The organism is Cutibacterium avidum ATCC 25577 (assembly GCF_000227295.1).
In the GTDB taxonomy this organism is placed as follows: Bacteria; Actinomycetota; Actinomycetes; order Propionibacteriales; family Propionibacteriaceae; genus Cutibacterium; species Cutibacterium avidum.
This window is the reverse complement of sequence record NZ_JH165054.1, coordinates 597,913-619,995: the sequence shown is the minus strand read 5'-3', so window position 1 is coordinate 619,995 and position 22,083 is coordinate 597,913. Positions and strand designations below refer to the sequence as shown.

Below are 22,083 nucleotides of genomic sequence, written 5' to 3'. Positions count from 1 at the left end.
CTTGACGGTGGTGGTGCTCAGGTAGCGGGAAGCCACCCAGCGATGGACGCCGTTGTAAACGACCTCGCTGAATCCCTGGGAGGTCCGACCGGTGAGGCCGACCTTCTCGCCGGGGGAGAGTATCCCCACCTTGGTGGTCTGCATGGAGTGCCCTGCTCGGACATTGACGTACGTCGTCGCCTGGGCGAACCCAACCGGAGAGCTGGATGCGGAGGGGTTCGAGGTCGAAGGGCGCCAGGCGACCGATGACAGGTAGTGATGGTCAACGTAAGCCGTGTGGCCGCGGTAGGCGACCGGGACCCACCCATTTACGGGCGTGCCGGTTTGATTAAGCTGCTGGCCTCTCTCGAGCACGCCCAGGATCCTTCCGTGGACGCCTGCCTGGGACCTGATGTTGACGGCGGTGCGAGCCGACACACGGGCCATGACCGCGGTCTTGGAGGCTTGTGCCTGGGGGGCGAAGAACTGACTGCCGCTGATGGCGAGACCAGCGGTGGCCAGAGTCGCGACCCCGGCCCGAAGTGGGCGCACTACACCCATGGAACTGACTCCTTTCGGCGTGTGGACCCGCCTCCATTCGAGGAGCTCCTGACTCTTCCCCGGATCCGTCCACCGATCCAGTCAGGAACGCCTCTCGTGACAAGGACATTCAAGGTGGCGAAAACGGTTTCGTCCACTCAGTTGGGGGGCTTATATGTCCACGTCAACGCGACACGCCGAGGAAGGGCTGAGAATCTCAAAGATGTTATTCAGGATTCGAGAGAACTGCCGAAGGTTTTCTAATCTGCATTGACTAGGGGCGATACCGTTGGCATTAGTAAGGGTGTCGGGAGGCGGCGTCGTCAGAATGGCGAGTCTAAGGACCTTCTGCCAACTCTGAAGTAACGGTTGACACTTGTGGGTAGGCATCGTCAGGCCTCGTGGAAGGCATGTTGGACAGACCGTGGACAGCGGCAGGTTCCTCGGCCACCTCGCACCGACATGGGCGTGTCGCTACACTAGGGGAGCCCCCGTAGCTCAGTTGGTTAGAGCAGCGGACTTTTAATCCGCGGGTCCTGGGTTCGAGTCCCAGTGGGGGCACTGGACCACAGCGAATCTGATGGCTGCCATGTGGTGGGCATCGTGTCGCACCCATGGCGCCTCTCTGCACAGAGGTTCTCTTTACCACGCATCCTTCCTGTGCAAGCCCTCCCCCCGATAGTCTTGGCCTCATGAGAGATCCTGCAGACATCGAGTGCTGGCTGACCGACATGGACGGCGTGCTCGTCCACGAGAACCATGAGGTGCCTGGCGCCAGCGATCTCATCAATCGATGGGTCGACACCTCGAAGCGATTCTTGGTTCTGACCAACAATTCCATCTTCACTCCGCGGGACCTGGCTGCTCGGATGCAGGCTTCGGGCCTGACGGTGCCGGAGGACAACATCTGGACCTCTGCGCTCGCGACCGCGCATTTCCTGGCTGACCAGCATCCCGGTGCCCGCCTCTACGTCATTGGTGAGGCAGGGTTGACGACGGCTCTGCATGAGGCCGGGTTCATTCTCACCGACACCGACCCCGACTATGTCGTCCTCGGAGAGACCCGTACCTACTCCTTCGAGGCGATCACCAAGGCCGTCCGGTTCATCGTCGACGGTGCACGGTTCATCTGCACCAACCCGGATGCCACTGGACCGACCAAGGAAGGCCCACTGCCCGCCACCGGCGCGGTCGCGTCGATGATCGAGGCTGCCTCGAAGCACAAGCCGTACATCGTCGGAAAGCCGAACCCGATGATGTTCCGCTCTGCCCTGAACCGTATCGAGGCTCACTCCGAGACCACCGCCATGATCGGTGACCGTATGGATACCGACATGGTTGCCGGTATGGAGGCTGGTCTGCTGACGGTCTTGGTGCTCTCGGGCATCACCAGGCGTGAGGACGTTGACCACTACCCCTACCGCCCGAACATCATCCTCGACTCGGTGGCGGACCTTAACGAGCTCATCTGAGCTGGTCATCTGACACTGCGATGGCGGTGAACCGCAGGTTCGCTGCCGCGTCGTTCGTGCCGAACGTCCTCACACCTGCCAGGGGATGACGACGTCCTCCGGAGCTGCCGGGTGCCCGTGGCCCTCGAGGACGTATCCCCATGTCTCGATCTCCTCGGGGGCCAGGTCGATGGACATTCGAGCCGCGACGTCGCGCAGATGATCCTTGACGCGCTGCAACTCGTTCATCTCGTCGCGGGTCGACTCCTCCTTGAGCCAGGCCTGCTCCAACTCCCAACCACGTACGCGAGTGCGAACCGCATCCTTGATGAGCTCGTGGTCATCAGAGCTGGCCTTGACGTGCTTCTCGGCCGAGCACATCCAGCCGTAATCCCGGTTGATGCGTAGCAAACCAGGATCAACCGTCATGGAGTCGTGAACGGAGAATTCCGGGCCGATGACGACGGCACCGGCGTTGAGGGCATAAGCGACCTCGTCGCGTTCGGTCTCGTCGGTGAGAATCGACACCGATCTGGTCACCAGGTCAAGCATGTTGCGCGAGCCGTAATCAGACTCCCTGCTCGCTCCCTGTGGCGAACAAGTGATGACATATGGGTTCGTGACGCCAAGGTGACCGATGGCCATCTCAGCGGGCACGTTCTCCCGCAGACCGCCGTCGACGTAGTGTTCTCCGTCGAGGTCGACCGGACGGAACACCCCAGGAATCGAGCACGATGCGAGCACGCCACGGGAGACGTCGAAGGTCGAGGAACCGATGGGGTTGTTGTCCCGGTCGACGAGCTCTCCGGACTCGGTCATGTAGCGCAGTTCCCCGGACTCCAAGGCGACGGTGGCAATGCGGACCGACATCCCTGAGGTGGTCAGCAACTCTGATTTGAAGAAGTCCCGATCGAGAAGCTTGGCGAGGATGGGGCCGGCGCGGTAGGTCGACGCGGAGGTCTCGGCGCCCCGGACGATGGTGGAAATGTCGCCGCCGTCCAGGCTCAGCCGCGACAGGGTGGACAACAACTGCAGGATGACCCCCGGCGTCCAGGAGTCGGCAGGGATGGGGTCGTCACGGGTGGCGATCTCCAGAGTCCACGCCTGGCCGGTGAGCCGGTCGTCGTCGCGGCCCGCGACCGGCTCTGCCGGGTCGGGGACCCTCGTCTGCTCCCCACCTCGGTGGAAGGACAGGCTCATCCATGGGCGCGGGCCCTTGGCCTTGGCGGCCTCACGATTGAGCAGGGTCATCCATTCCGGGCCCTTCTCCAACAGCTTCGCGAACCACGCCCGCGGGGTGAACATGTCGGACTGGTCGGTCATCTCCAGCCACATCGCTTCCAAATGACGCAGTGCAGCCGCCTGCTTGGCAGGATCCGTCCATTGAGCCAGGGTGCAGGCCACGATCGATCCGGCCGAGGTCGCCACCATTGCGGTGGGGGCGATGCCGACGACGTCATAGAGATGTCGCAGTGCCCCCATCTGGAAGGAGGCCTTGGACCCGCCCCCAGCGAGGACGAGCCCCTGCTGGGGGGACCGGCTTCCGAGCCCGAAGGCGAGAGTGGGAATGCCGAGCCATGAGGGGAATTCCATGGTTCGATCCTATGGGCCGCAGCCAATATTCACGGCACGAACGGTCACCCTTAGGAGGCGGCTGCGATGGTCTCCTGAATGGCTGTGATCGTGGCGTTCAGATGCTCCTGTTCCCAGTCGTCCAGCGGTACCTCGAGGATTCTCTCGACACCCTTGACACCGATGACGCAGGGCACGCTCATGGAGACGTCGCCGTCGTGGCCGTACTGACCGTGCAGGGTGGTGCAGACCGGGTAGACGGCGTGCTCGTCGAGGAGGATGGACCGGGCGATTGTCAGTGCCGACTGACCGATGCCGGCGCTCGTCCAACCCTTGAGGTTGAATACGTCGGTTCCGGCGTCGTTGATGCGTTCGGTGAGCTCGTCACGGTCCATTGGGTCGGAGTCGAAGAGCTCCGCCAGGCCGTCGAAACCGACACCACCGACGTTGACCCCGGAGAACATCGGGAAGCCCGAAGGTCCGTGCTCGCCGATCATGTAACCGCGCACGTAGTCAGGATCGACCCCGAGGTGGTCGGCGACGACCCGACACATGCGGGCCGAGTCGAGGATCGTCCCGGTACCCAGCACGAGGCCCCGGGGATGGTCGAACTCGGTGCTGGCGATGTGGACCACGGCGTCCAGCGGGTTGGAGCAGATGATGATGGCCGCGTCGTGGTTGCGGCGGGTGATCTCCGCCATGGTGGCGCGGATGATCTTGCCGTTGGTGGCGGCCAGCTCGCGGCGCGCGGCGCTGGTGGCACCGCCCTTTCCGGCAGTGATGGAAGGGCCGGCGGTGATGATGATGACGTCCGCGTCGGCCAGGTCGTCGTAGCCGCCGGCATGGACGTCAACATTGGTGACATTCGGGAGCGCGGTGGCGTGGTGCTGGTCGAGAGCCTGCCCGGCAGCCATGTCCTCGTTGACGTCGATGACGCAGATCTCACCGAAGAGGCCGCTCATCATGGCGTCGGAGAGCACGGCGTCACCGACCCGGCCGACCCCGATGATCCCGAGCTTGTGTGGCTTGATGGGCATGGATACCTCCTGAAGTCGTCGCGAAGTGCAATACGCACCAACGCTCCCATCATTCACCCGGGAGGTTTCAATCTCGTGACGGCCTGGCGCGTTGCGGTGACCACAGTGGTCCCTGTGTGGTGCTCCACCGGCGTCAGGACGCAATGGCCACGGTGTCCTGAATGGCCTTGACAGTCGTCGCCAGATGTTCCTGCTCCCATTCGCTGAGGGGCACCTCGATGATCTGCTCGACGCCGTGGGCTCCGATGATGCACGGGGTGCTCATGGAGACGTCGCCGTCGTGGCCGTACTGGCCGTGCAGGGTGGTGCAGACCGGGTAAAGGGACCGCTCGTCACGTACGATGGCTTGCGCGATCGTCATCGCGGCCTGCCCGACTCCGGCATTCGTCCAGCCCTTGAGGTTGAATACGTCGGTTCCGGCATTGTTGGTGCGGGTGGCGATGTCGTCGGGATCCAGCGGAGTGACGCCGAAGACCTGCGGCAGGTCGTCGAAGCTCACGCCACCGGCATTGACCCCGCTGACGAGCGGGAATCCCGAAGGTCCGTGCTCGCCGATCATGTAACCGCGCACGAATTCCGGGTTCACACCGACGTGGTCTGCGATGAGACGGCACATCCGCGCCGAGTCCAGGAGGGTGCCGGTGCCCATGACGAGCCCCTGCGGGTGGTCGAACTCGGTGCTGGCGATGTGAACGTTGGCGTCCAGCGGGTTGGAGCAGATGATGACCGCGACGTCGTGGTTGCGCTTGGTGATCTCGGTCATGATCTCGCGGATGATCCGGCCATTCGTGGCGGCCAGCTCGCGGCGATCGGCGCCGGTGGCAGGACCCTTGGACGGATCGATGGACGGTCCAGCTGCGATGACGATGACGTCGGCGTCCGTCAGGTCGTCGTGGTCGCCGGCAATCACCGTTGTGTTGGGCATGTTGGGGACTGCGGTGGCGTGGTGCTGGTCGAGAGCTTGGCCTTCAGGCAGTCCCTCTTTGATGTCGATGAGGACGATGCGACCGAACAGCCCACTTGCCATGGCGTCGAAGAGCACCGCTTCCCCGACGCGGCCGACGCCAATGATCCCCAACTTGTGTGGCTTGATGGACATTGCGAACCCCTTCGATCGTCCTCGTTATGTCCATCCATGATGCACCTCGAACGATTCATTGATGCGGCGTCTCGCCAATGCCCGTTCCTTGCGAAGAACACAGGAAGAACACAGGAAGAACACAGGATGGGCTGGGAGAATGTCTGAGTGACGACAATTCCCGACATCTCCGAGGCACCGCCGCGGCATCGGCCGCCAGACGATCTCAGCCGTTTCGCATGGCTGTCGATCGCTGCGGCCGCTGTGACGATCCTGCTGAAGACCCTCGCCTGGCGTATCACCGGGTCGGTCGGGCTCCTCTCGGACGCTGCGGAATCCCTCGTCAACCTCGTTGCTGCGATCATCGCCCTGGTCGCCCTCAAGGTGTCGATCCGTCCGCCGGACAAGAACCATCCCTTCGGGCACTCTAAGGCTGAGTACTTCTCCGCCGGTGCCGAGGGGATGATGATCTTCATCGCGGCTGCGGTCATCATGTACACCGCCGTGCAGCGGTTCATCCATCCCCGGTCCATCGAGGACGTCGGTATCGGTCTGCTGGTCTCGGTGCTGGCCTCGGTCGTCAACGGGTTGGTCGCGTGGGTGCTGCTCAAGAATGGTCGGCAGCGTCGATCCATGACCCTCATCGCCGACGGAAAACACATGCTGACCGACGTGTGGACCTCGGTCGGGGTCCTGGTAGGAGTTGGTCTGGTCTGGCTGACCGGCTGGCAGCGGCTTGACCCGATCGTCGCCTTCGCAGTCGGCGTGAACATCCTCGTCACCGGGGCCAAGCTCGTCGGCCAGTCCGGTACGGCCTTGCTTGACGTCTCCCTGCCCAAGGAGGACAACGAGGCAATTCGGGACTTCCTGGACGCCCACTCCAACGACCACGTCAAGTTCCACGCGGTGCGTACCCGGGAGGCCGGCTACCGGCGTTTCCTCGAGTTCCACATGCTCGTGCCGGGATCCTGGACGGTCAAGCAGGGTCATGACGCCATGGAGGACCTCATTGACGAAATCCTCGATGAGTGGCCTGAGATGCGGGTCAGCGGCCACCTGGAACCGATCGAGGACCCCCGCTCCTATGAGGATATGGACGTCTGATTCCATGGGGCCGGTCATGACTAGGGTCGGTCATGGTGGTTCACCGGAGAAGCGTCTGGTAGACGTGGAACGACGGACGAATGAGAGGAGTCCGAGATGGCTGAGGTCAACGGCGAGGTCGTGACGGTGCCTGATTGGGACGAGTACTTCCTGGGCATAGCTGAGGCCGTCGCGGCCCGGGCCAAGTGCACCCGTCGTCGTGTTGGTGCCCTTCTCGTCCACGAACACCGCATCATCGCCACGGGCTACAACGGTGCCGCTCCCGGTCGTCCGGACTGTCTGGAGGGAGCCTGCCCGCGCGGTCGGCTGGGGTACGGGGAGGTACCCGCCTTCTCCGACTACGACGTTCCCGGTTCCCCGGGGTTCTGCATCGCCATCCATGCCGAGGTCAATGCACTGCTCTTCGCCACCCGCGACACCGCCGGGGCGACGGCCTATGTCACCGACAAGCCATGCCCGGGATGTCGAAAGGCGCTCGCGGCTGCGGGCGTGGTGAGGGCGGTGTGGCCGGACGGTGAGCTCGACCAGGACGGGCTCGTCAACTGGGAGCTGTGACGGCGTCGTGGCCGCGCTGGCCCCCCGCCAGGGCGTTGTGCTCTCCAGAATCGAAAAGCTCTCAAGAAATGCGAGACGGTGGTGCCCGGATGAACCGGACACCACCGTTGCTCTGAGAACGGACTCAGTCGTTGGAGATCTGGGAGATCTTCGGCTCCAAGGCCTTCTCCGCCTCGGCGGCGACGACCTCCAACTCGGCCCCCGTCGACGCCATGACGGCCGCGACGACAGCCCCCTCGACCAGCGGGGCGGTGGAGATCTTCACCTTGCTGGCGATCTCGGGATCGAGGAATTCCAGGGCCATCTCGGCCGACAAAATCGCCGATCCCAGATCCACCAGTACGAGGATCCCGTCGCAACTACCAATCTTCTCGATGGCGGCGCTCACAGCAGCCGCGTCGGTGCCCAAGGTGGTGTCGTCGAGACCGGCGGCAACCTCGATGGGCGGAGTATCCGGACCGGGCAGCATCTGGGATGCAAGATCGGCCGCAGCACGTCCCAGCGGTCGGCTGTGGGAGACGATGACGATTCCAACGCCCTGGTTCGATTCACTCATGATTCAGCTCCTGACAGGCAGCGTGCGGCGGACCCCACGAGCATGGCCATTGAGGTGGCTCCTGGGTCCTGGTGTCCCCTACTTCGTTCTCCAAGATAGGAGGCCCTGCCTCGACGAGCCACCATCTCGATGGTCGCATCGCGGCCCTCATTGGCGGCTTCCGCCGCCTTGGCAAGGGCCTCGGCGGCAGAACCACCGTCGGCGGCGACCTTCTTGACGGCATCAACGGCGGGGGACAGCGCATCAACCAAGGTCTTGTCGCCGACCTCAGCCTTACCGCGAGCCACGATGCCGGCCAGGCCGGCATCGAGGGCATCGGCAAGCAGCTGAGCAGTGGGCTCGCCGTCAGTCTTGATGACCGTCGACAGACGCAGGAAGAAGGTGCCGTACAGCGGGCCGGAAGCACCACCAACGGTGCTCACCAGCGTCATCCCCGCCTTCTTGAGCAACTCGGCGGCAGAGGCGAAGGAATTCGGGTCAAGGGCGGCAACTGCGGTCATTCCGCGGGCCATGTTCGAACCGTGGTCGGCGTCACCGATCTGGCGATCCAGGTCAGTGAGCTCATTCGCGTGCTCCGAGATGACCTCCGAGTAGTCCTTGAGCCACTCGGAAACGGTCGCGGCAGAAATTTCAGGCATCAGCATCCCCATCGAAGTCCAGGAGTCTCCACCGGGGCATCCCACAGCGTCAGGAGATCGTCGTCAGCGGAGAGCAAGGTCAAGGAACATCCTGCCATCTCCAGGCTCGTGATGTGGTTGCCGACCAAGGTGCGGGCAACCTTGACACCCTTGCCCTCCAGGATCTTGGCGATCTCTCCCCACACCAAGTACTGCTCGATGAGCGGGGTTCCACCCATGCCGTTGAGCATGGCGATGACGGGAGCTCCGGTGAAGTCACGGTCTGCCAGGATGGGCTCGACGATCTGGGCAGCGACCTCGGTGGCCGTCCCCAGCTTGACTGTCTCGCGACCGGGCTCGCCATGGATACCGACGCCGGACTCCATCTCGTCGTCACCGAGGTCGAAGGTGGGCTTGCCGGCTGCCGGCACGGTGCAGGAGGTGAGGGCGACGCCGAAGGAGCGGCCACCGTCATTGATGTGCTTGGCGAGCTCGAGCAGAGCGTCGAGATCGCGTTTCTCCTCGGCAGCGGCACCGAGAATCTTCTCGGCCAGGACCGTCAGGCCCACGCCACGACGACCGGCGGTGTACAGGGAGTCCTGCACGGCGACGTCGTCGGCGATGACGACGGACTCGACGCGGGTGCCGACCTCCATCGAGGCCAGCTCGGCAGCCATGTCGAAGTTCATGACGTCACCGGTGTAGTTCTTGACGATGTGGAGCACCCCGGCACCACCGTCAACGGCCTTGGTGGCCTCGGTGATCTGGTCGGGAACGGGGGAGGTGAACACCTCGCCGCAGCAGGCGGCGTCGAGCATTCCGTGACCGACGTAGCCGGAGTGCAGCGGTTCGTGGCCGGATCCGCCACCGGAGACCAGGCCAACCTTCCCGCTGACAGGGCCGTCGGCGCGTAGCACGATGCGGTGTTCGAGATCGACCTTCAGGGAATCGGGGTGGGCGGCTGCCACGCCGCGCAGGGAATCAACGACGACGTCCTCAACAGCGTTGATGAGTTTCTTCATGGGACCAGTGAACCATCTTGGCCCTGAATTTCCAGAGGGGGCTCTAGAGAAAGGTGGACTGTGTTCACCTGTGGTCGCACCACTGAACGGCTCACTTCGTCTGCTGGACGTAGTCGATCGTCACCGTGCCACGTACCTGACGCAGCCAGGGAGCCCGCTTGGAGGGATCGAAGACCACCCGGATCTTGTCGTTGTGCATGATGACGGCGGTGATGACGACGAACGTGATGCCCAGGCTGATGGCTCCCCATGCGACGGTGGAGCGCGGGCCGATGGCGTTGCCGATCCATCCGACGATGGGGGAGACGAACGGGGTGCCGCCCATCACCAGGGTGGCCCACAGGCTCATGACACGTCCGCGCATCTGCGGGGTGACCGAGGTCTGCACCATGGCGTTGGCGGTGATGAGGGTCGAGATGGCTCCCCAGCCGACGAAGATCTTGAGCACGGCGAAGATGCCGTAATTCGGGGCCAGGGCGGACAGACCCATGCTGACGCTGTAGACGAGCAGGGCCAGCTCGACCCAGCGCAGTCGCGGCTTGCGTCGAGCCGCTCCCAGTGCGGCGGCCATTGAGCCGATACCCATGAGGGAACCGAGCAGACCGTACTCACCAGATCCCTTGCCGAAGGCCTGAGTCGCCATGACCGCATCGGAGATGTTGAAGTTGAAACCGAAGGTTCCCATCATGAACCCGATCGCCAGCAGGATGACGAGGTCGGGGCGACGCTTGACGTACCGGACGCCGTCTCGCACTCGTGCCTTCTCGGACGATGGTGGGGACGTGTGAAGACGGTCAGCGTTGATGAGCAACAGGGTTGTGATGAACCCGATGAAGCAGAGGACGTTGATGGCCATCACCCAGCCGACTCCCACGGTGGCGATGAGCAGACCGCCGAGGCCAGGTCCGAACAGGCGGGCTCCGTTGAAGGAGGCCGAGTTAAGGCTCACGGCGTTGGGCAGGTTCTTCAGCGGGACGAGCTCGGAGACAAAGGCCTGGGTGGCAGGGCTGTAGAACGCGCCGGCGATGCCGTCCATGGCCGAGATGACGAAGACCATCCACAGCTGCACCGCCCCGGTGAGCACGAGGGTGGACAGGATCGCGGCGTCGATGGCCATGACGATCTGGGCGGTCACCATGATGCGGCGCTTGGACATCCGGTCAGCCAGGGCCCCGGCCCAGGGGGTGATGAGGAGGATGGGGGCGAAGTTCACCGCCATCACCCAGCCCAGCATGGCCGCGTTGCCGTGGGTGAGGATGATGAGCACCAGCCATGACTGGGCGGTACGGGCCATCCACTGTCCCATGTTCGTCATGAGGGTGCCCGAGAAGTAGATCCGATAGTTCGGAACCGTCAGGCTGGCGAACATGGTTCTCACGGGGACTCCTGCCAAACTCGATGGGATTGTGGGGTAAGAGAGATTATGTACCGCTTCCGTAGCTTCTGCTGATGCGGGGCTGAATGTGCAGCGGCGATATGGTCGCCCATGGTGCATGTCCCGGGAAGATCTGCGGGTCAGCACCGTCATGACGTGAATTTCACGTCTTCACCGTCTATCCCAGGAGTTTGTCTATGGCCACAACAGCCGAATGGCTCGAGGGGGCTCGTCCGCGCACCCTTCCCACTGCGATCGCACCGGTGCTCGCTGGAACCGCGATTGCCATCGCCGACGGCGGTGCGCGCTGGGGGCTGGCGACGCTGTGCCTGGTGGTGGCCCTGGGGCTGGTCATCGGGGTGAACTTCGCCAATGACTATTCCGACGGCATTCGCGGCTCCGACGGTGAGGATCGTGTCGGTCCGCTGCGGCTGGTCGGTTCCGGGGTGGCCGAGCCCTCCCACGTCAAGGCAGCAGCCTTCGGGTGTTTCGGTGTCTCGGCGGTGGCCGGTCTGGTCATCACCATCAGTACCGGACACTGGTGGTTTCTCATCCTGGGCTTGGCGTGCATCCTTGCGGCCTGGTTCTACACCGGAGGATCTCACCCCTACGGATATGCCGGGCTGGGGGAGGTCTTCGTCTTCGTCTTCTTCGGATTGGTGGCCGTCGGCGGCACGGTGTACGTCCAGACCGATCACGTTGGTGCCGCGGGGTGGGTGACGGCCAGCCTCATTGGTTTCCTGGCGTGCGCGGTACTGGTGGCCAACAATCTGCGCGACATCGACGGTGACCGGACTAGTGGCAAGCACACCCTGGCCACCAAACTGGGGCACCAGGGGACCCGCGTCTGCTACCTCGCTTTGGTGTTCCTGGCCGGCGTCGGCGTCATCGTCGTCGCGGCCCTGACGACCTGGTGGGTTCTGTTGGGGCTGGGGATGGTTGTATTTCTGGTGCCAACAGTGCGGGCCATGATTGATCGAGTCACCGGGATGTCCCTTGTCCCTGTACTGCGTAACACAGGGTTGGCGGAGTTGCTGTGCGCTGTGGGATTTCTGGTCGGGGCGATGCTGGATCGGCCGTTGTGACCCACTCTTGACAGGCCGTCTTAGGTTAGGTGAACCTAAGTATCACGCGCCGCAGAGCAGCGGGCGATCAAGAATAGAGGTTTTAGCCATGTCCGTTAACAGGAAAATAACGAATGATTCGTCGTTCTGGTGGAAAGATCATGATGAAGCCTCATCTTATGGATTGGGTCATCGGTGCTGACATCGAAACGGCAAGACCTTGAGGGGGTGGCTCACCCCCTCAAGGCCAATGATCTTCACCTTTCCTATGTTAAGGGTGATGAGGTACTCAACGGTGTCGACCTTGTACTCCACACCGGTGAGCTGATACTCGTTCGCGGAGTGAGTGGTTCTGGAAAGACAACCCTGCTCAATGTGCTCTCTGGGCTTTTGTCCCCATCGCGTGGGACGGTGTGCATCAACGGAGTGGATATCACGAAAGTGTCAGAATCACAGCGAGACGCCATTCGTCTTCATGAAATGGGGATGGTTTTTCAGCATCATGGACTCGTCCCCGATTTTACGGCCCGGGAGAATATCGAGCTTGTTCTGCGGGCGCGTGAGATTAAGAATTCTGCGGCCATTGCCATGGGTGCCCTCGAAGAGGTGGGGGTCGCTGAATTGGCAGATCGTCGCCCCGCAGAGATGTCTGGTGGGCAGGCTCAGCGGGTGGGGATCGCCCGTGCGATTGCTGGCGGTCATCGAATCGTGCTCGCCGATGAACCGACTGGCCAGCTCGACCGGGCCAATACTGACATGATCTTCAAGGTCTTGCGTCACATCGTCACCGACGGTGCTGATCGTGCAGTCCTGCTGTCCTCCCATGATCCGCGAGCCTGCGACTATGTCGACCGGGTTCTCGACATGGAGGACGGGGTTCTCGAGGAGGTATGAGATGTGGGTCGTCCACGTCACCCGGCTCGTCGTGTCGAACTGGCGGACGTGGCTTCGCGTCATTCCGCTGGCTCTGGTCGTTGTAGCTCTGACTGTCTCCAGCGGCATCACCAATGCTCGGCAACTGTCCGATGAACAGAAGAACATCGCGAGCTACGGCTCCACCAGCGGTCTCTTCTCGCTGCAGGAAGACGTGCCTCCAGGTACCCCCGTACCGATACCCCGTAATAACACGTTGCAGGCATCGGCGCCCTTTCCCCAGCTCTACAGCAATATCAACCTTGTACAGTACGATGACGTCGCCTACCAAGAGATGCCCATGGCCGGTTTGGCCACGCAAAGTCGCTATCGGCTGACCTCGGGTCGCTGGCCGGCGAAGGCCGGGGAGGTTCTGGCCACCAGTACTCTTGGCGCCGATGATGGATCGCGGTTGTCTGCCAAGGCAGGTGATCTCCACCTCACGGTCACCGGCCATGTCGAAGCCGTCTACGATCGGGCTGCGACCTTGGTTCTTGCGGCTCCAGGCACATGGCAGTCATGGCGGATTTCCCGCGATGACGCTGGACGTGCCGGTATCAGGGGCAATGGGCAAATTGGGTTCACCTCCCAGGAGCCCGGTGACGTATGCAGTCTCCTCGCCGAGACCCTGAAGCTTGCAGGTGACTGCGATACCACACAGACCCGTTCTGCCGGCGAAGCTCACGGGCTGACGCCGAAGGCATTCGTGGATCAGAACCTGGCATGGCTGGTGTGTGGCCTGCTGGGGGCAGTCGTGTCCGGCGCGGCACTGACGGCCCTACTCAGACGCATCGCATCCCCCCTTCTGGCTATCGGGGTACGCCGTCGATCGGTATCGGCCATGAGTAAGACGGTGGCCCTCCTCGTTGCAGAAACCGTCTCGCTGATGTCTGTGGCCCTGGGCCAGGCGGTGGTCGCTGCGGCGCGGTGGTACATGGCCCCCAGGGCTTCTGCTCCGTTGGGGCCTTGGCGATTCCCCACGGTCCCGTTGGTGATGGCATTGGTCATCGGGGTACTTCCTGCGGCCATGGTGAACATGGTTCCCTCCCGTCGTAAGACCGTGAAGCGGCGAGGGATCAACATGAACACGGCTCGTCGGCTGGGGTGGGCGGCTCTGGTACTGGGCTGCGCAGTGTGCCTGTGGGGTCTCCTGGGGGCTGACGCAACCTTCACCGCGGTCGCTGTGGTCGCTGGGATGTGTGCAGTGGCCGGTGGTTTGGGGGCACCCTTCGTGCTCTCTCGTCTGGTCCGGACACATCGCCCCGTAGGCCGGGCTCTTGCTGCTCATCGAGCTCTTTCCAGCCGGGGCGGGTGGCATTGCGTCTTCGCAGGTGTGGCGGCGGGTCTGGTCACCGCAACCGCTACCGGGCTTCTCATCGTTTCAGCGTTGTTCTCCCAGGCCAACGCGCAGACGAGCACCGGTATGCCCCCGGGGATGGCCTTGCTCCATGTCTCGATGGAGGGTGTGCCCGCCCTGGAGTCGGCTCAGGTCAAGCAGTTTTCCGATGCCCTGGAAGGCGCCAAAAACATCACCGTCCACCAGGTCGATGACGCCAACATCAGCGGATCATGGTGGTATTTCTCCAAGGTTGACGATGTTGCGGTCGTCACAAAGCTTGACGACGCCCAACGTGACGTCCTTGTATCAGGCGGGTACTTGACCAATGATCCCTCCAGGGCCGACCCGGCACACACCGTCGGGCTGACGGATGATCTGAGCTGGGTCAAGCGCATCTCCGTGCGTCCGAAAGCAGGAATACCACGAGGCGCTGGATCGGCGATTCTGTTCACAGGGCTGACCCCCGATCAGGATCGACTGACCAACGAGTGGGCGCAGGCGCACGGGTTGGGGGAATTTTATGTCATGGCCCCCCGAATCCTCGGTGATGTCCCGCTGCCAACGATCACCATCGTCGCGACCGTCACCTTCATCGTGTTGTCGGCCATCATGGCGGGCCTGTTGGCGAAGGAGGAGAGAGCCGCCAATAGTGATCTGGTGACCAGCCTCAAACGCATCGGATTGGGCAGGCGTTGGGTGGACCAGGTCATCCTTGTGGAGGTGGCTACCACAATGCTGGCCGCCCTGATATGCGGGGTGATCTCCTCGGTTGTCGCGGTGTGGCTCACAGGCAGGATCCTGTCGGGAGCCTTGGACCTGCTTGGGGCCGCGTGGTGGGTCTTCGGTGCGTTGGCCGCCGGGATGTTCGGTGGATCCTTGCTGGGGGCCGCCATCCATCGCCGTTACCACTTCGACATGAGAGCTACCTGATCCACGACCCCGTGACACCGCTGCGGCCCGGCCCAAAACGCGTCGGGACGATTCGCCGTTCGTGGCGCGGCTGCGTCGGTGCCATCGTCGGCGCGGTCCTCATTACAGTTTGATGCCGAATCGCTCCAGCCTCTTGCGGTCGGCCTTCGAGCTGGATGCCTGTAGGGCCAACAACTCGGCGTAGATACCTCCGGAGGCGGCCAGCTCGGCCGGGGTGCCGATCTCGTCGACGCGACCGGCGTCCAGGGTGACGATCCGGTCCACGCTGGAGATCGTCGAGAGGCGGTGGGCGATGATGAGGCTGGTGCGGTCGGCCATGAGGGATTCCAGACCGGCCTGCACCCACCGCTCGGACTTGGTGTCCAGGGCTGAGGTGGCCTCGTCGAGAACGAGGATCGGGGCGTCCTTGAGCAGGGCCCTGGCAATCGAGATGCGCTGCTTCTGGCCACCGGAGAGCTTGATACCGCGCTCCCCGACGAGGGTGTCGTACTGCTGGGAGAACCGCTTGATGAAGCGGTCGGCGTAGGCGCGGTGAGCAGCGTCGCGGATCTGCGCGTCGGTGGCCTCGGTGCCGTAGGCGATGTTCTCCCGGATCGATCCGGAGAACAGTGCCGGATCCTGGAAGACCACTCCGATACGGCGTCGCAAGGCATCCGGGGTCACCTGAGAGATATCGTTGCCGGCCACCATGATGGCGCCCTCGGTGACCGGGTAGAGGCCGAGCAGCAGGTTCACCAAGGTGGACTTTCCGCCCCCGGATTCGCCCACAAGTGCCACCTTCTCGCCGGGACTGACGTCGAAGGTGACATGGTCGATGACCCGATTGGTGCCGTCGTAGCTGAAGACGGTGTCGTTGAAGGAGATCATCGGGACGCCCGGCTCGGGCTCGCGGATGGTCGTCGTGGCGGTCTGCGGTACGTGGGCCGGACGGGTCTCCATGACGGAGAAGTAGTCCTTGGACCCGGCCACGGCGCGCTGGGCGACGTCGATGATGTAACTCATCATCTGCACCGGCTGGCGAGCCATCGTCATGAGCTGGATGAGCAGGATCATGTCCCCGACGCCGAAGTATCCCTTGGCGGTTCGGACGAAGATGATGGCGTAGATACCGAAGAAGATGACGTTGAGGACCACCCTCCGCACGGTGTCCATGAGGTGCCAGTGGTTGGACTGCTGGCGGGTGGCGTCGACGGTGGCGTCGTAGTGGTCGTTGAACTGTTTCTGCTCGCTGGCCTCGGTGACGTAGGACTTGACGACGCGAATCTGGGAGACGACCTCCTGGAACCGCCCGCCGGCGGTGTCGATGTGGTGGTTGATGACGTCCTGATGGGTCTGCCAGTTGCGTGACGTCAAGGCCGTCAACCAGACGTAGATCGGGAAGACGATCGCCAACAGCACGGCCAACGGCCAGTAGTAGACCGCTGAGATGACGAGGACGGCGCCCGTCGTCAGCAATAGGGTGAAGAAGTTGTTCGAGAAGGCCTTGGCGAAGTCGGTGACATTGGTGATCGATCGGGTGAGCTTGGAGGTGATCGATCCGGTGAGCTCCTCGTCGAACCAGGACTGCGGCAGCTCCAGCAGCTTGCTGAAGTACCGGGTCGACAGGATCTGGCGCATCTTGGCGCTCATGATGTCGCCTAGCCATCCGTTGACGTTGGTGAGCAGGGAGTTGACGACGTCGAGGACGAGGATGACCACCGCGAGAAGCATGATGTCGCGGATGTGGTGGTCGTTTCCGCGCACGCCTGCCACGGCGAGGTCGGTGGCCCGGGCGATGACGAAGGGTACGGCCAGCTGAGTGATTGCGACGATGACAGCCGAGATGACGACCCCGAGGTAGAACTTCCACAGCTGCGAGGTGAATCGAAGGATTCGTGTCAAGGAACGCATGGGTCTCCAGATGAGCGGATAGGGATCGTCAGGGACGTGTCAACAAAACCGTATACCTTTGCCATGCCAGGATCATCTTTGCCTGACCTCATGCCGATGGCGACACCCGTCACGGCGAAACGTCGTGACCAGGCGTCCCAGGATTACTCGGAGGGCCTCTCGGCAAGCCAACGGCGAACAGCGAGGGTAGCCTTCACGTCGTCCTCGTTGTATTCCATGACTCGGGTTCTGGAGGATTCGCGGACCTGCGGATCGGGGTCATGGACGGCGAGGTCCCACCAGGTCTGGGAGTTGAGGCCGCCCGGGTCCGGGTCACGCCAGGAGAACCCGGCGCCGGCGTTGGCAACGACCTTCAGACCAATCCCGTTGACCCCGAAGAAGTGCGCCTTGATGGTGGTGAAGAGGTCGACGAAACAGCCGGAGTCCAGCAGCCGACGTACCGCTTGACGAGTCTCCACGTTCTGGCAGACGTGGCCGAAATGACGCAGATGGACGATCTCGTAGTCGGAGTAGTGGACCACGATCGTCTCCGGGTGGGCCGAGACGATCTCGTCGAGCCAGGCGATGGCGCGGGCAGCCAGTGCGTTCTCGTCGTCGTCACCCATGTCAGCGAACTCGCTGAAGGCGACGTAATAGGGCACGTCGCCGGTCGTCGAGTCGAGCAGGCGTTCAGGATCACTGACCTCGAAACCCCACAGATAGACCCGACCATCCGGAGAGGTCTCGATGTCGAAATCGAGTTCCAGTCGGGACGAGGCTACCTCGATGGGTCCCTCATCGTTGCGCTCCAGCAGGACTCCCTGACGGATGAGGCGCGCGCGACGGGCGGCCGCCCGGAGCCGTTGTTCGGGTCGGGGACGGTGTTGAACCTCAGGCAGGTAGACCGGCAGCAGCTCGTCCAGGTCGGCGTCGGCCAGGTCGTCGACGGTGGAAACCCCGAGACGACGCAGGGTCGAGATCTCCCGGACGTCCAGGGGAGCCTTGGAGATGTGCAGGGAGAGATCGGCATCGTCGAGACGTGGCTCACAGATGGCCCACCACTGACAGGACTCGCACTCACGCACGACGATCGGGGCGACCATCGGCTCGCCGCCGGCGATGACGTGCTCGGCCACCGACACTCGGAAGGTGTGCTCGTGGTCGTATCGGTCCAGCACGCTGCGGCGACGCCATCCTGAGGCGGCCGAGCGCGAGAAGGTGCGAATGAATTTGTGGTCGAGATCGAGCCAGGAGACGGCCAGGGCGTCGTCGAGGATCCCAACCTCGTCGTGGCCGACCAGCCCCACGAGACGTCGATGGCTGGGGCACTCGTCAGGGGTGGCGACCAGACCCAGGTCCTCGAGGAGCCTCCAGTGATGGGCGGCCTGGATGAGGGCGCGTTCCCGGCCCGCGCGGAAGGTCTGGTCCAGTGACATCCGCGCGTGGCGAGGATCCGGATCATTCAGGGGGGACACCCAGGTGAATTCCGCCAGGGTGTGGTGGCTCTCCAGCACCAGGTGGTCCTTGACGATGACCGGCAAGTATCCAGGCCCGCCGTCGGCACGCTTGCCGGCCAGCACCAAGGTGTCGGGGGAGCCGGTGCGGTGTTCCTGCGGGGACGACGGCAACTCAGGGCAGACGATGACGGGTGCGCCGGCGTCCATAGCCCTGCGAGTGGCGACCCGGCGACCGGCCACGCTCAAGGTGGCCGAGCGCAGATCGGCGGCGTCCGTGACGGCTGCCAGGGCGTCACAGATGACCGTCAGGTGAGCCTCCGCCCCTGCGAAGAGCTCGTCGTCACGCGGATCGCCGACCGGTTCTGACAGGGTGGGGTCATAGGCGTTCTGGGTCTTGACCGGGCAGCTGCGAGCTGCCCAGGCGTCGAGGAGGATCGGGGAGGAGGGACCTTTCACCTCAGGCCATCTCCTTCTCGTCACTGCCCTTCCAACCACGATGCAAGGCGACGACGCCGCCACAGACATTGCGCCACGCAATGGCCTGCCAGCCGGCCTCGGCCATCATGTCTGCCAGATGAGGCTGGTCGGGCCAGGCGAGGATCGACTCGGCCAGGTAGTCATAGGCATCCCGGTTCGAGGAGGCCAGCTTGGCCATGGCCGGGATCGCCGCCAGCAGGTACTTGGTGTAGACGTGGCGGAACGGTGCCCAGGTGGGGTAGGAGAACTCGCAGATGACGACCCGGCCGCCAGGCTTGGTGACGCGCAGCATCTCGCGCAGTGCCTTTTGTGGGTCCTCGACGTTGCGCAGACCGTAGGAGATCGTCACGGCGTCGAAGGAGTTGTCGGCGTAGGGCAGGCAGGTGGCGTCCCCGGCGACGAAGTGCAGATGGGGCTGGCGCTGCTTGCCGACGACGAGCATTCCGGTGGAGATGTCGGTGGGGTAGACCTGTGCTCCGCGGGCGGCGAACGTGGCTGAGGAGGTGCCGGTTCCGGCGGCCAGGTCGAGGATGACCTGGCCCGGCTCAGGTTCCACCGCATCGACGACGAGGTCGCGCCAGGTGTCGGCCGCCCCCATCGTCATGATCTGGTTCATGAGGTCATAGCGCTTTGCCACCCCGTCAAACATTGAAGCGACATCGGCGTGGTGCTTGTCAAGGGTGGCTCGGGTCGTCAACACGCGCCCAGTCTTCCACACGGTTTGGGGTCGGCCTCGACGGTGCGGGAGAATGGCCAGCATGGCATCTCGCTCCACCGTCCTCGTGGCCAAGGACATTTCGAAGTCTTATGGCGACCGAACCATCGTTGATCACCTGTCCCTCACCGTCCGTGAGGGTGAGGCCGTCGCACTCACCGGCCGCAACGGCGCTGGCAAGTCGACGGTGTTGAGAATGCTAGTGGGGGCGGATCGTCCCAGCTCGGGAACGATCGAGGTGCTCGGCAAAAAGGTGTCCGAGACGAACCCCGAGTTTCGTCGCAACGTTGCCACGGTCATCGATGACCTGGACTTCTTCCCTGATCTGTCGGTGGTCGAGCACCTTGATCTGCTCGCCCGCGCTCACGGGCTCGTTGACGCCGACGCCCTCGTCGACGAGGTGCTCGAGGAGGTGCAGCTCGTTCCGCAGTCCGGCCAGCTGCCCGGCACCCTGTCGTCCGGCCAGCGACGTCGTCTCGGCCTGGCTACGGCCCTGGTGCGTCCGCGCAAGCTCCTCGTTCTCGACGAGCCGGAGGCCCGGCTGGACGTCGAGGGGGTTGCCTGGCTCGGCAAGAGGCTGCGCGAGGAGATGAACCACGGTCTGGCGATCATCATGGCCAGCCACGAGCCAGCTCTCGTCCAGACCCTCGGCGCTCGCATCGTCGAGCTGGGAGGCCCGCGCGGATGAGTCGGCGCAACAGCAAGCATTCCAAGCCCCGTCCCAGGAATCCGCGGCCGGAGCAGGCCGTGATGGCGGAGGCGGTGGCCGCCCCCGATCCGGAGTTGGTCATCACCCATCGTCCCGACGAGTTCTTTGCAGGCCAGGCCGATGAACGTCAGCTCTCCCTCCTCATGGGCGACTGGCGCAAGGGCCGGACGACACGCAACATCTGGCAGGCCATCGGCGATGCCTATGTGCTCGTCTTCTCCCTGGTCGTCGTGCTCGCGATGATCATCAGCCTCATCGTGCAGGCCCAGGGCCAGGCATCCGGCTGCACCTCGACGGGGTGTCAGACCGCTCGTGGCCTGCTGCCGTGGGCTGCACTGTCCGGTGTCCTGGCCTTCGCTCTGGCTGCTGCCCGAGTGTTCGGCCCGGTGCTCGCCTCGGCAGCCGAGGGCTTCTGGCTCATGGACGCGCCGATCAGCCGGGCGCGGTTCCTGGCCAAGCGCCTGCGTGCGGCGGTGCTCGTTTCGGTCATCGGCGGTGCCGTCCTGGGGGCCCTGGTGGCAGCCCTCACCGGTGGGTCCGGAAAGGCCGTCATCGCCTGGACCCTCGCGACGGCGCTCGGAGCGGCTGGTGTCGTCTCCTTCTCGGCCGCCGAGCAAGGAGCCGAGCGCACCTGGCCGGTCAAGGTCGTCGAGGCCCTAGCTGGTTTGGCTGGTCTGGCCGTCCTGTTGGGAGTCATCTCGACGGCGTCGGGCTGGTACGCAGTACCGATGTCCAGTGACGCCAACCTCGTATCTGCCTGGGCGGTGGCCGGGGGCGGAGCGGTGCTCCTGGTCGTCTCCTACGTCATCGCCCGGATGCGTCTCAATCGGATCCGACGGGCTCGTCTCATGGCCGGCGGCTCTCTGGCATCGGGCATGCAGGGTGCTGCCTTCGCCCTTGACTTCGCCCTCATTCGCGACATCCTTCAGGAGCGCGAGGCCATCGAGCGTGGTCAGGTCCGACCCACCCGTGGACGTGGTGAGGGACTCAGCTCCCTGGTGTGGCGCGATGTGCAACGTCTCATGCGTTTCCCCAAGCCGTTGTTCACCCTCGTCGTGACGGCCGTGGTGCCCTACGCGGTGTCGGCCCTCGGTTTCGGGGCGTTGACGGTCCCGGTCTCGGCTCTGGTGCTCGTCGCGGCCCTGGTTCCCTTCTTCACCAGCCTGCGCGTGCTGACACGAAGCAAGGGTCTGGTGCGCTGCCTGCCCTTCACGACGAGTCAGGTCATCTCAGCTGCGTCAGTGGTGCCTGCGGTCGCTGCTGTCATCTGGGCGATCGCGGTCATCCCGGCCTTCCACGGTGTCGGTTCGACGACGTCGCGGCCATGGGATCAGGCCATCATGGACGGCTTGGTGACGGCTGCTGCCGGTCTGGCGGGTGCCATCCGCTGGGTGAGTGCGAAGCCGGCTGACTACTCCTCGCCGATGGTTGCCACCCAGGCCGGTGCCATGCCACCGGGGCTGATGTTCAACCTCATCCGTGGTTTCGACATGGTTGCCCTCATCACCATTCCGGTGGTGCTCGGATGGTCGCCGTGGGTGTCGGTGTTCATTGCCGTCGTCGTGTTCGGATTCCTCCGCATGGGAGGTATGAACCAGCAGGATCTGGCGGAGATGCGTGAGGAATCGCAGCGTCAGCTGGCCGAGGCTCGCGAGGAGGCCCGTGGTGACAAGGTCGAGAAGAAGGTCATCGAGCGCAAGCGTCGTTGAGAACCATGGAGACGCC

General features: G+C 63.8%; 19 protein-coding genes and 1 tRNA gene. 9 read left to right on the top strand and 11 right to left on the bottom strand.

The annotated features are described in order from the left end of the window. Positions 1-540: SH3 domain-containing protein (locus HMPREF9153_RS02815; RefSeq protein ID WP_004809154.1), on the bottom strand; the 540-nt coding region annotated here is incomplete at its 3' end. A gap of 466 nt (positions 541-1,006) precedes the next feature. Between HMPREF9153_RS02815 and HMPREF9153_RS02810 the strand changes: the two genes are divergently transcribed. Further along, positions 1,007-1,080: transfer RNA gene (locus HMPREF9153_RS02810), tRNA-Lys, on the top strand. Positions 1,081-1,211: 131 nt separating this feature from the next. Continuing rightward, entirely contained in the window at positions 1,212-1,991 is a 780-nt protein-coding gene (locus tag HMPREF9153_RS02805) for an HAD-IIA family hydrolase (protein WP_004809151.1), read from the top strand. A 69-nt stretch (positions 1,992-2,060) separates the two neighbouring features. Here the strand turns inward: HMPREF9153_RS02805 and HMPREF9153_RS02800 are convergent, their stop codons facing one another. From HMPREF9153_RS02800 to HMPREF9153_RS02790, 3 genes are all read right to left on the bottom strand, one after another. Next, positions 2,061-3,563 carry a patatin-like phospholipase family protein gene (locus tag HMPREF9153_RS02800; RefSeq protein WP_004809150.1) on the bottom strand — a complete coding sequence of 501 codons (1,503 nt, stop codon included), beginning with the start codon at positions 3,561-3,563 and terminating at the stop codon, positions 2,061-2,063. 50 nt (positions 3,564-3,613) lie between these two features. Beyond that, complete coding sequence (locus tag HMPREF9153_RS02795; protein WP_004809149.1) at positions 3,614-4,579, bottom strand: L-lactate dehydrogenase; 966 nt, start codon at positions 4,577-4,579, stop codon at positions 3,614-3,616. 133 nt (positions 4,580-4,712) lie between these two features. Then, on the bottom strand, positions 4,713-5,678 hold the full coding sequence (locus tag HMPREF9153_RS02790) for a lactate/malate family dehydrogenase (RefSeq protein WP_004809148.1): 966 nt from the start codon (positions 5,676-5,678) through the stop codon (positions 4,713-4,715). 147 nt (positions 5,679-5,825) lie between these two features. Between HMPREF9153_RS02790 and HMPREF9153_RS02785 the strand changes: the two genes are divergently transcribed. After that, a complete protein-coding gene (locus HMPREF9153_RS02785; protein WP_004809147.1) occupies positions 5,826-6,761 on the top strand; it encodes a cation diffusion facilitator family transporter in 936 nt (311 codons plus the stop codon). A 96-nt stretch (positions 6,762-6,857) separates the two neighbouring features. Then, complete coding sequence (locus tag HMPREF9153_RS02780) at positions 6,858-7,316, top strand: deoxycytidylate deaminase (protein WP_004809146.1); 459 nt, start codon at positions 6,858-6,860, stop codon at positions 7,314-7,316. A gap of 124 nt (positions 7,317-7,440) precedes the next feature. Here the strand turns inward: HMPREF9153_RS02780 and dhaM are convergent, their stop codons facing one another. From dhaM to HMPREF9153_RS02760, 4 genes are all read right to left on the bottom strand, one after another. Then, a complete protein-coding gene (gene dhaM / locus HMPREF9153_RS02775) occupies positions 7,441-7,872 on the bottom strand; it encodes a dihydroxyacetone kinase phosphoryl donor subunit DhaM (protein WP_004809145.1) in 432 nt (143 codons plus the stop codon). Further along, positions 7,869-8,522 carry a dihydroxyacetone kinase subunit DhaL gene (dhaL, locus tag HMPREF9153_RS02770; protein WP_004809144.1) on the bottom strand — a complete coding sequence of 218 codons (654 nt, stop codon included), beginning with the start codon at positions 8,520-8,522 and terminating at the stop codon, positions 7,869-7,871. Before dhaL ends, dhaM begins: the two co-directional genes overlap by 4 nt. Continuing rightward, on the bottom strand, positions 8,510-9,511 hold the full coding sequence (gene dhaK, locus HMPREF9153_RS02765; protein WP_004809143.1) for a dihydroxyacetone kinase subunit DhaK: 1,002 nt from the start codon (positions 9,509-9,511) through the stop codon (positions 8,510-8,512). Before dhaK ends, dhaL begins: the two co-directional genes overlap by 13 nt. Positions 9,512-9,602: 91 nt before the next feature. Beyond that, positions 9,603-10,880: an MFS transporter gene (locus HMPREF9153_RS02760; protein ID WP_036979564.1), complete on the bottom strand. Its 1,278-nt coding sequence runs from the start codon at positions 10,878-10,880 to the stop codon at positions 9,603-9,605. Positions 10,881-11,083: 203 nt separating this feature from the next. Between HMPREF9153_RS02760 and HMPREF9153_RS02755 the strand changes: the two genes are divergently transcribed. The 3 genes from HMPREF9153_RS02755 to HMPREF9153_RS02745 all read left to right on the top strand — a co-directional run bounded on the left by HMPREF9153_RS02755 (position 11,084) and on the right by HMPREF9153_RS02745 (position 15,131). Beyond that, entirely contained in the window at positions 11,084-11,971 is an 888-nt protein-coding gene (locus tag HMPREF9153_RS02755) for a 1,4-dihydroxy-2-naphthoate polyprenyltransferase (protein ID WP_004809141.1), read from the top strand. A 174-nt stretch (positions 11,972-12,145) separates the two neighbouring features. After that, positions 12,146-12,844: an ABC transporter ATP-binding protein gene (locus HMPREF9153_RS02750; protein WP_016666158.1), complete on the top strand. Its 699-nt coding sequence runs from the start codon at positions 12,146-12,148 to the stop codon at positions 12,842-12,844. Position 12,845: 1 nt separating this feature from the next. Next, complete coding sequence (locus HMPREF9153_RS02745) at positions 12,846-15,131, top strand: ABC transporter permease family protein (RefSeq protein WP_004809138.1); 2,286 nt, start codon at positions 12,846-12,848, stop codon at positions 15,129-15,131. Between the two features lie 102 nt (positions 15,132-15,233). On the opposite strand, the gene HMPREF9153_RS02740 is transcribed toward HMPREF9153_RS02745, so the two are convergent. The 3 genes from HMPREF9153_RS02740 to HMPREF9153_RS02730 all read right to left on the bottom strand — a co-directional run bounded on the left by HMPREF9153_RS02740 (position 15,234) and on the right by HMPREF9153_RS02730 (position 19,694). Next, on the bottom strand, positions 15,234-17,021 hold the full coding sequence (locus HMPREF9153_RS02740; protein ID WP_004809137.1) for an ABC transporter ATP-binding protein: 1,788 nt from the start codon (positions 17,019-17,021) through the stop codon (positions 15,234-15,236). A 143-nt stretch (positions 17,022-17,164) separates the two neighbouring features. Next, a complete protein-coding gene (locus tag HMPREF9153_RS02735; RefSeq protein WP_004809136.1) occupies positions 17,165-18,913 on the bottom strand; it encodes a TM0106 family RecB-like putative nuclease in 1,749 nt (582 codons plus the stop codon). Position 18,914: 1 nt separating this feature from the next. Continuing rightward, positions 18,915-19,694: a demethylmenaquinone methyltransferase gene (locus HMPREF9153_RS02730; protein ID WP_004809135.1), complete on the bottom strand. Its 780-nt coding sequence runs from the start codon at positions 19,692-19,694 to the stop codon at positions 18,915-18,917. On the opposite strand from HMPREF9153_RS02730, the gene ccmA reads away from it, so the two are divergent. After that, positions 19,684-20,337: a heme ABC exporter ATP-binding protein CcmA gene (gene ccmA / locus HMPREF9153_RS02725; protein WP_171023514.1), complete on the top strand. Its 654-nt coding sequence runs from the start codon at positions 19,684-19,686 to the stop codon at positions 20,335-20,337. The genes HMPREF9153_RS02730 and ccmA overlap by 11 nt on opposite strands. Further along, on the top strand, positions 20,334-22,067 hold the full coding sequence (locus HMPREF9153_RS02720) for a DUF6297 family protein (protein ID WP_004809133.1): 1,734 nt from the start codon (positions 20,334-20,336) through the stop codon (positions 22,065-22,067). Before ccmA ends, HMPREF9153_RS02720 begins: the two co-directional genes overlap by 4 nt. Positions 22,068-22,083: the final 16 nt, after the last annotated feature.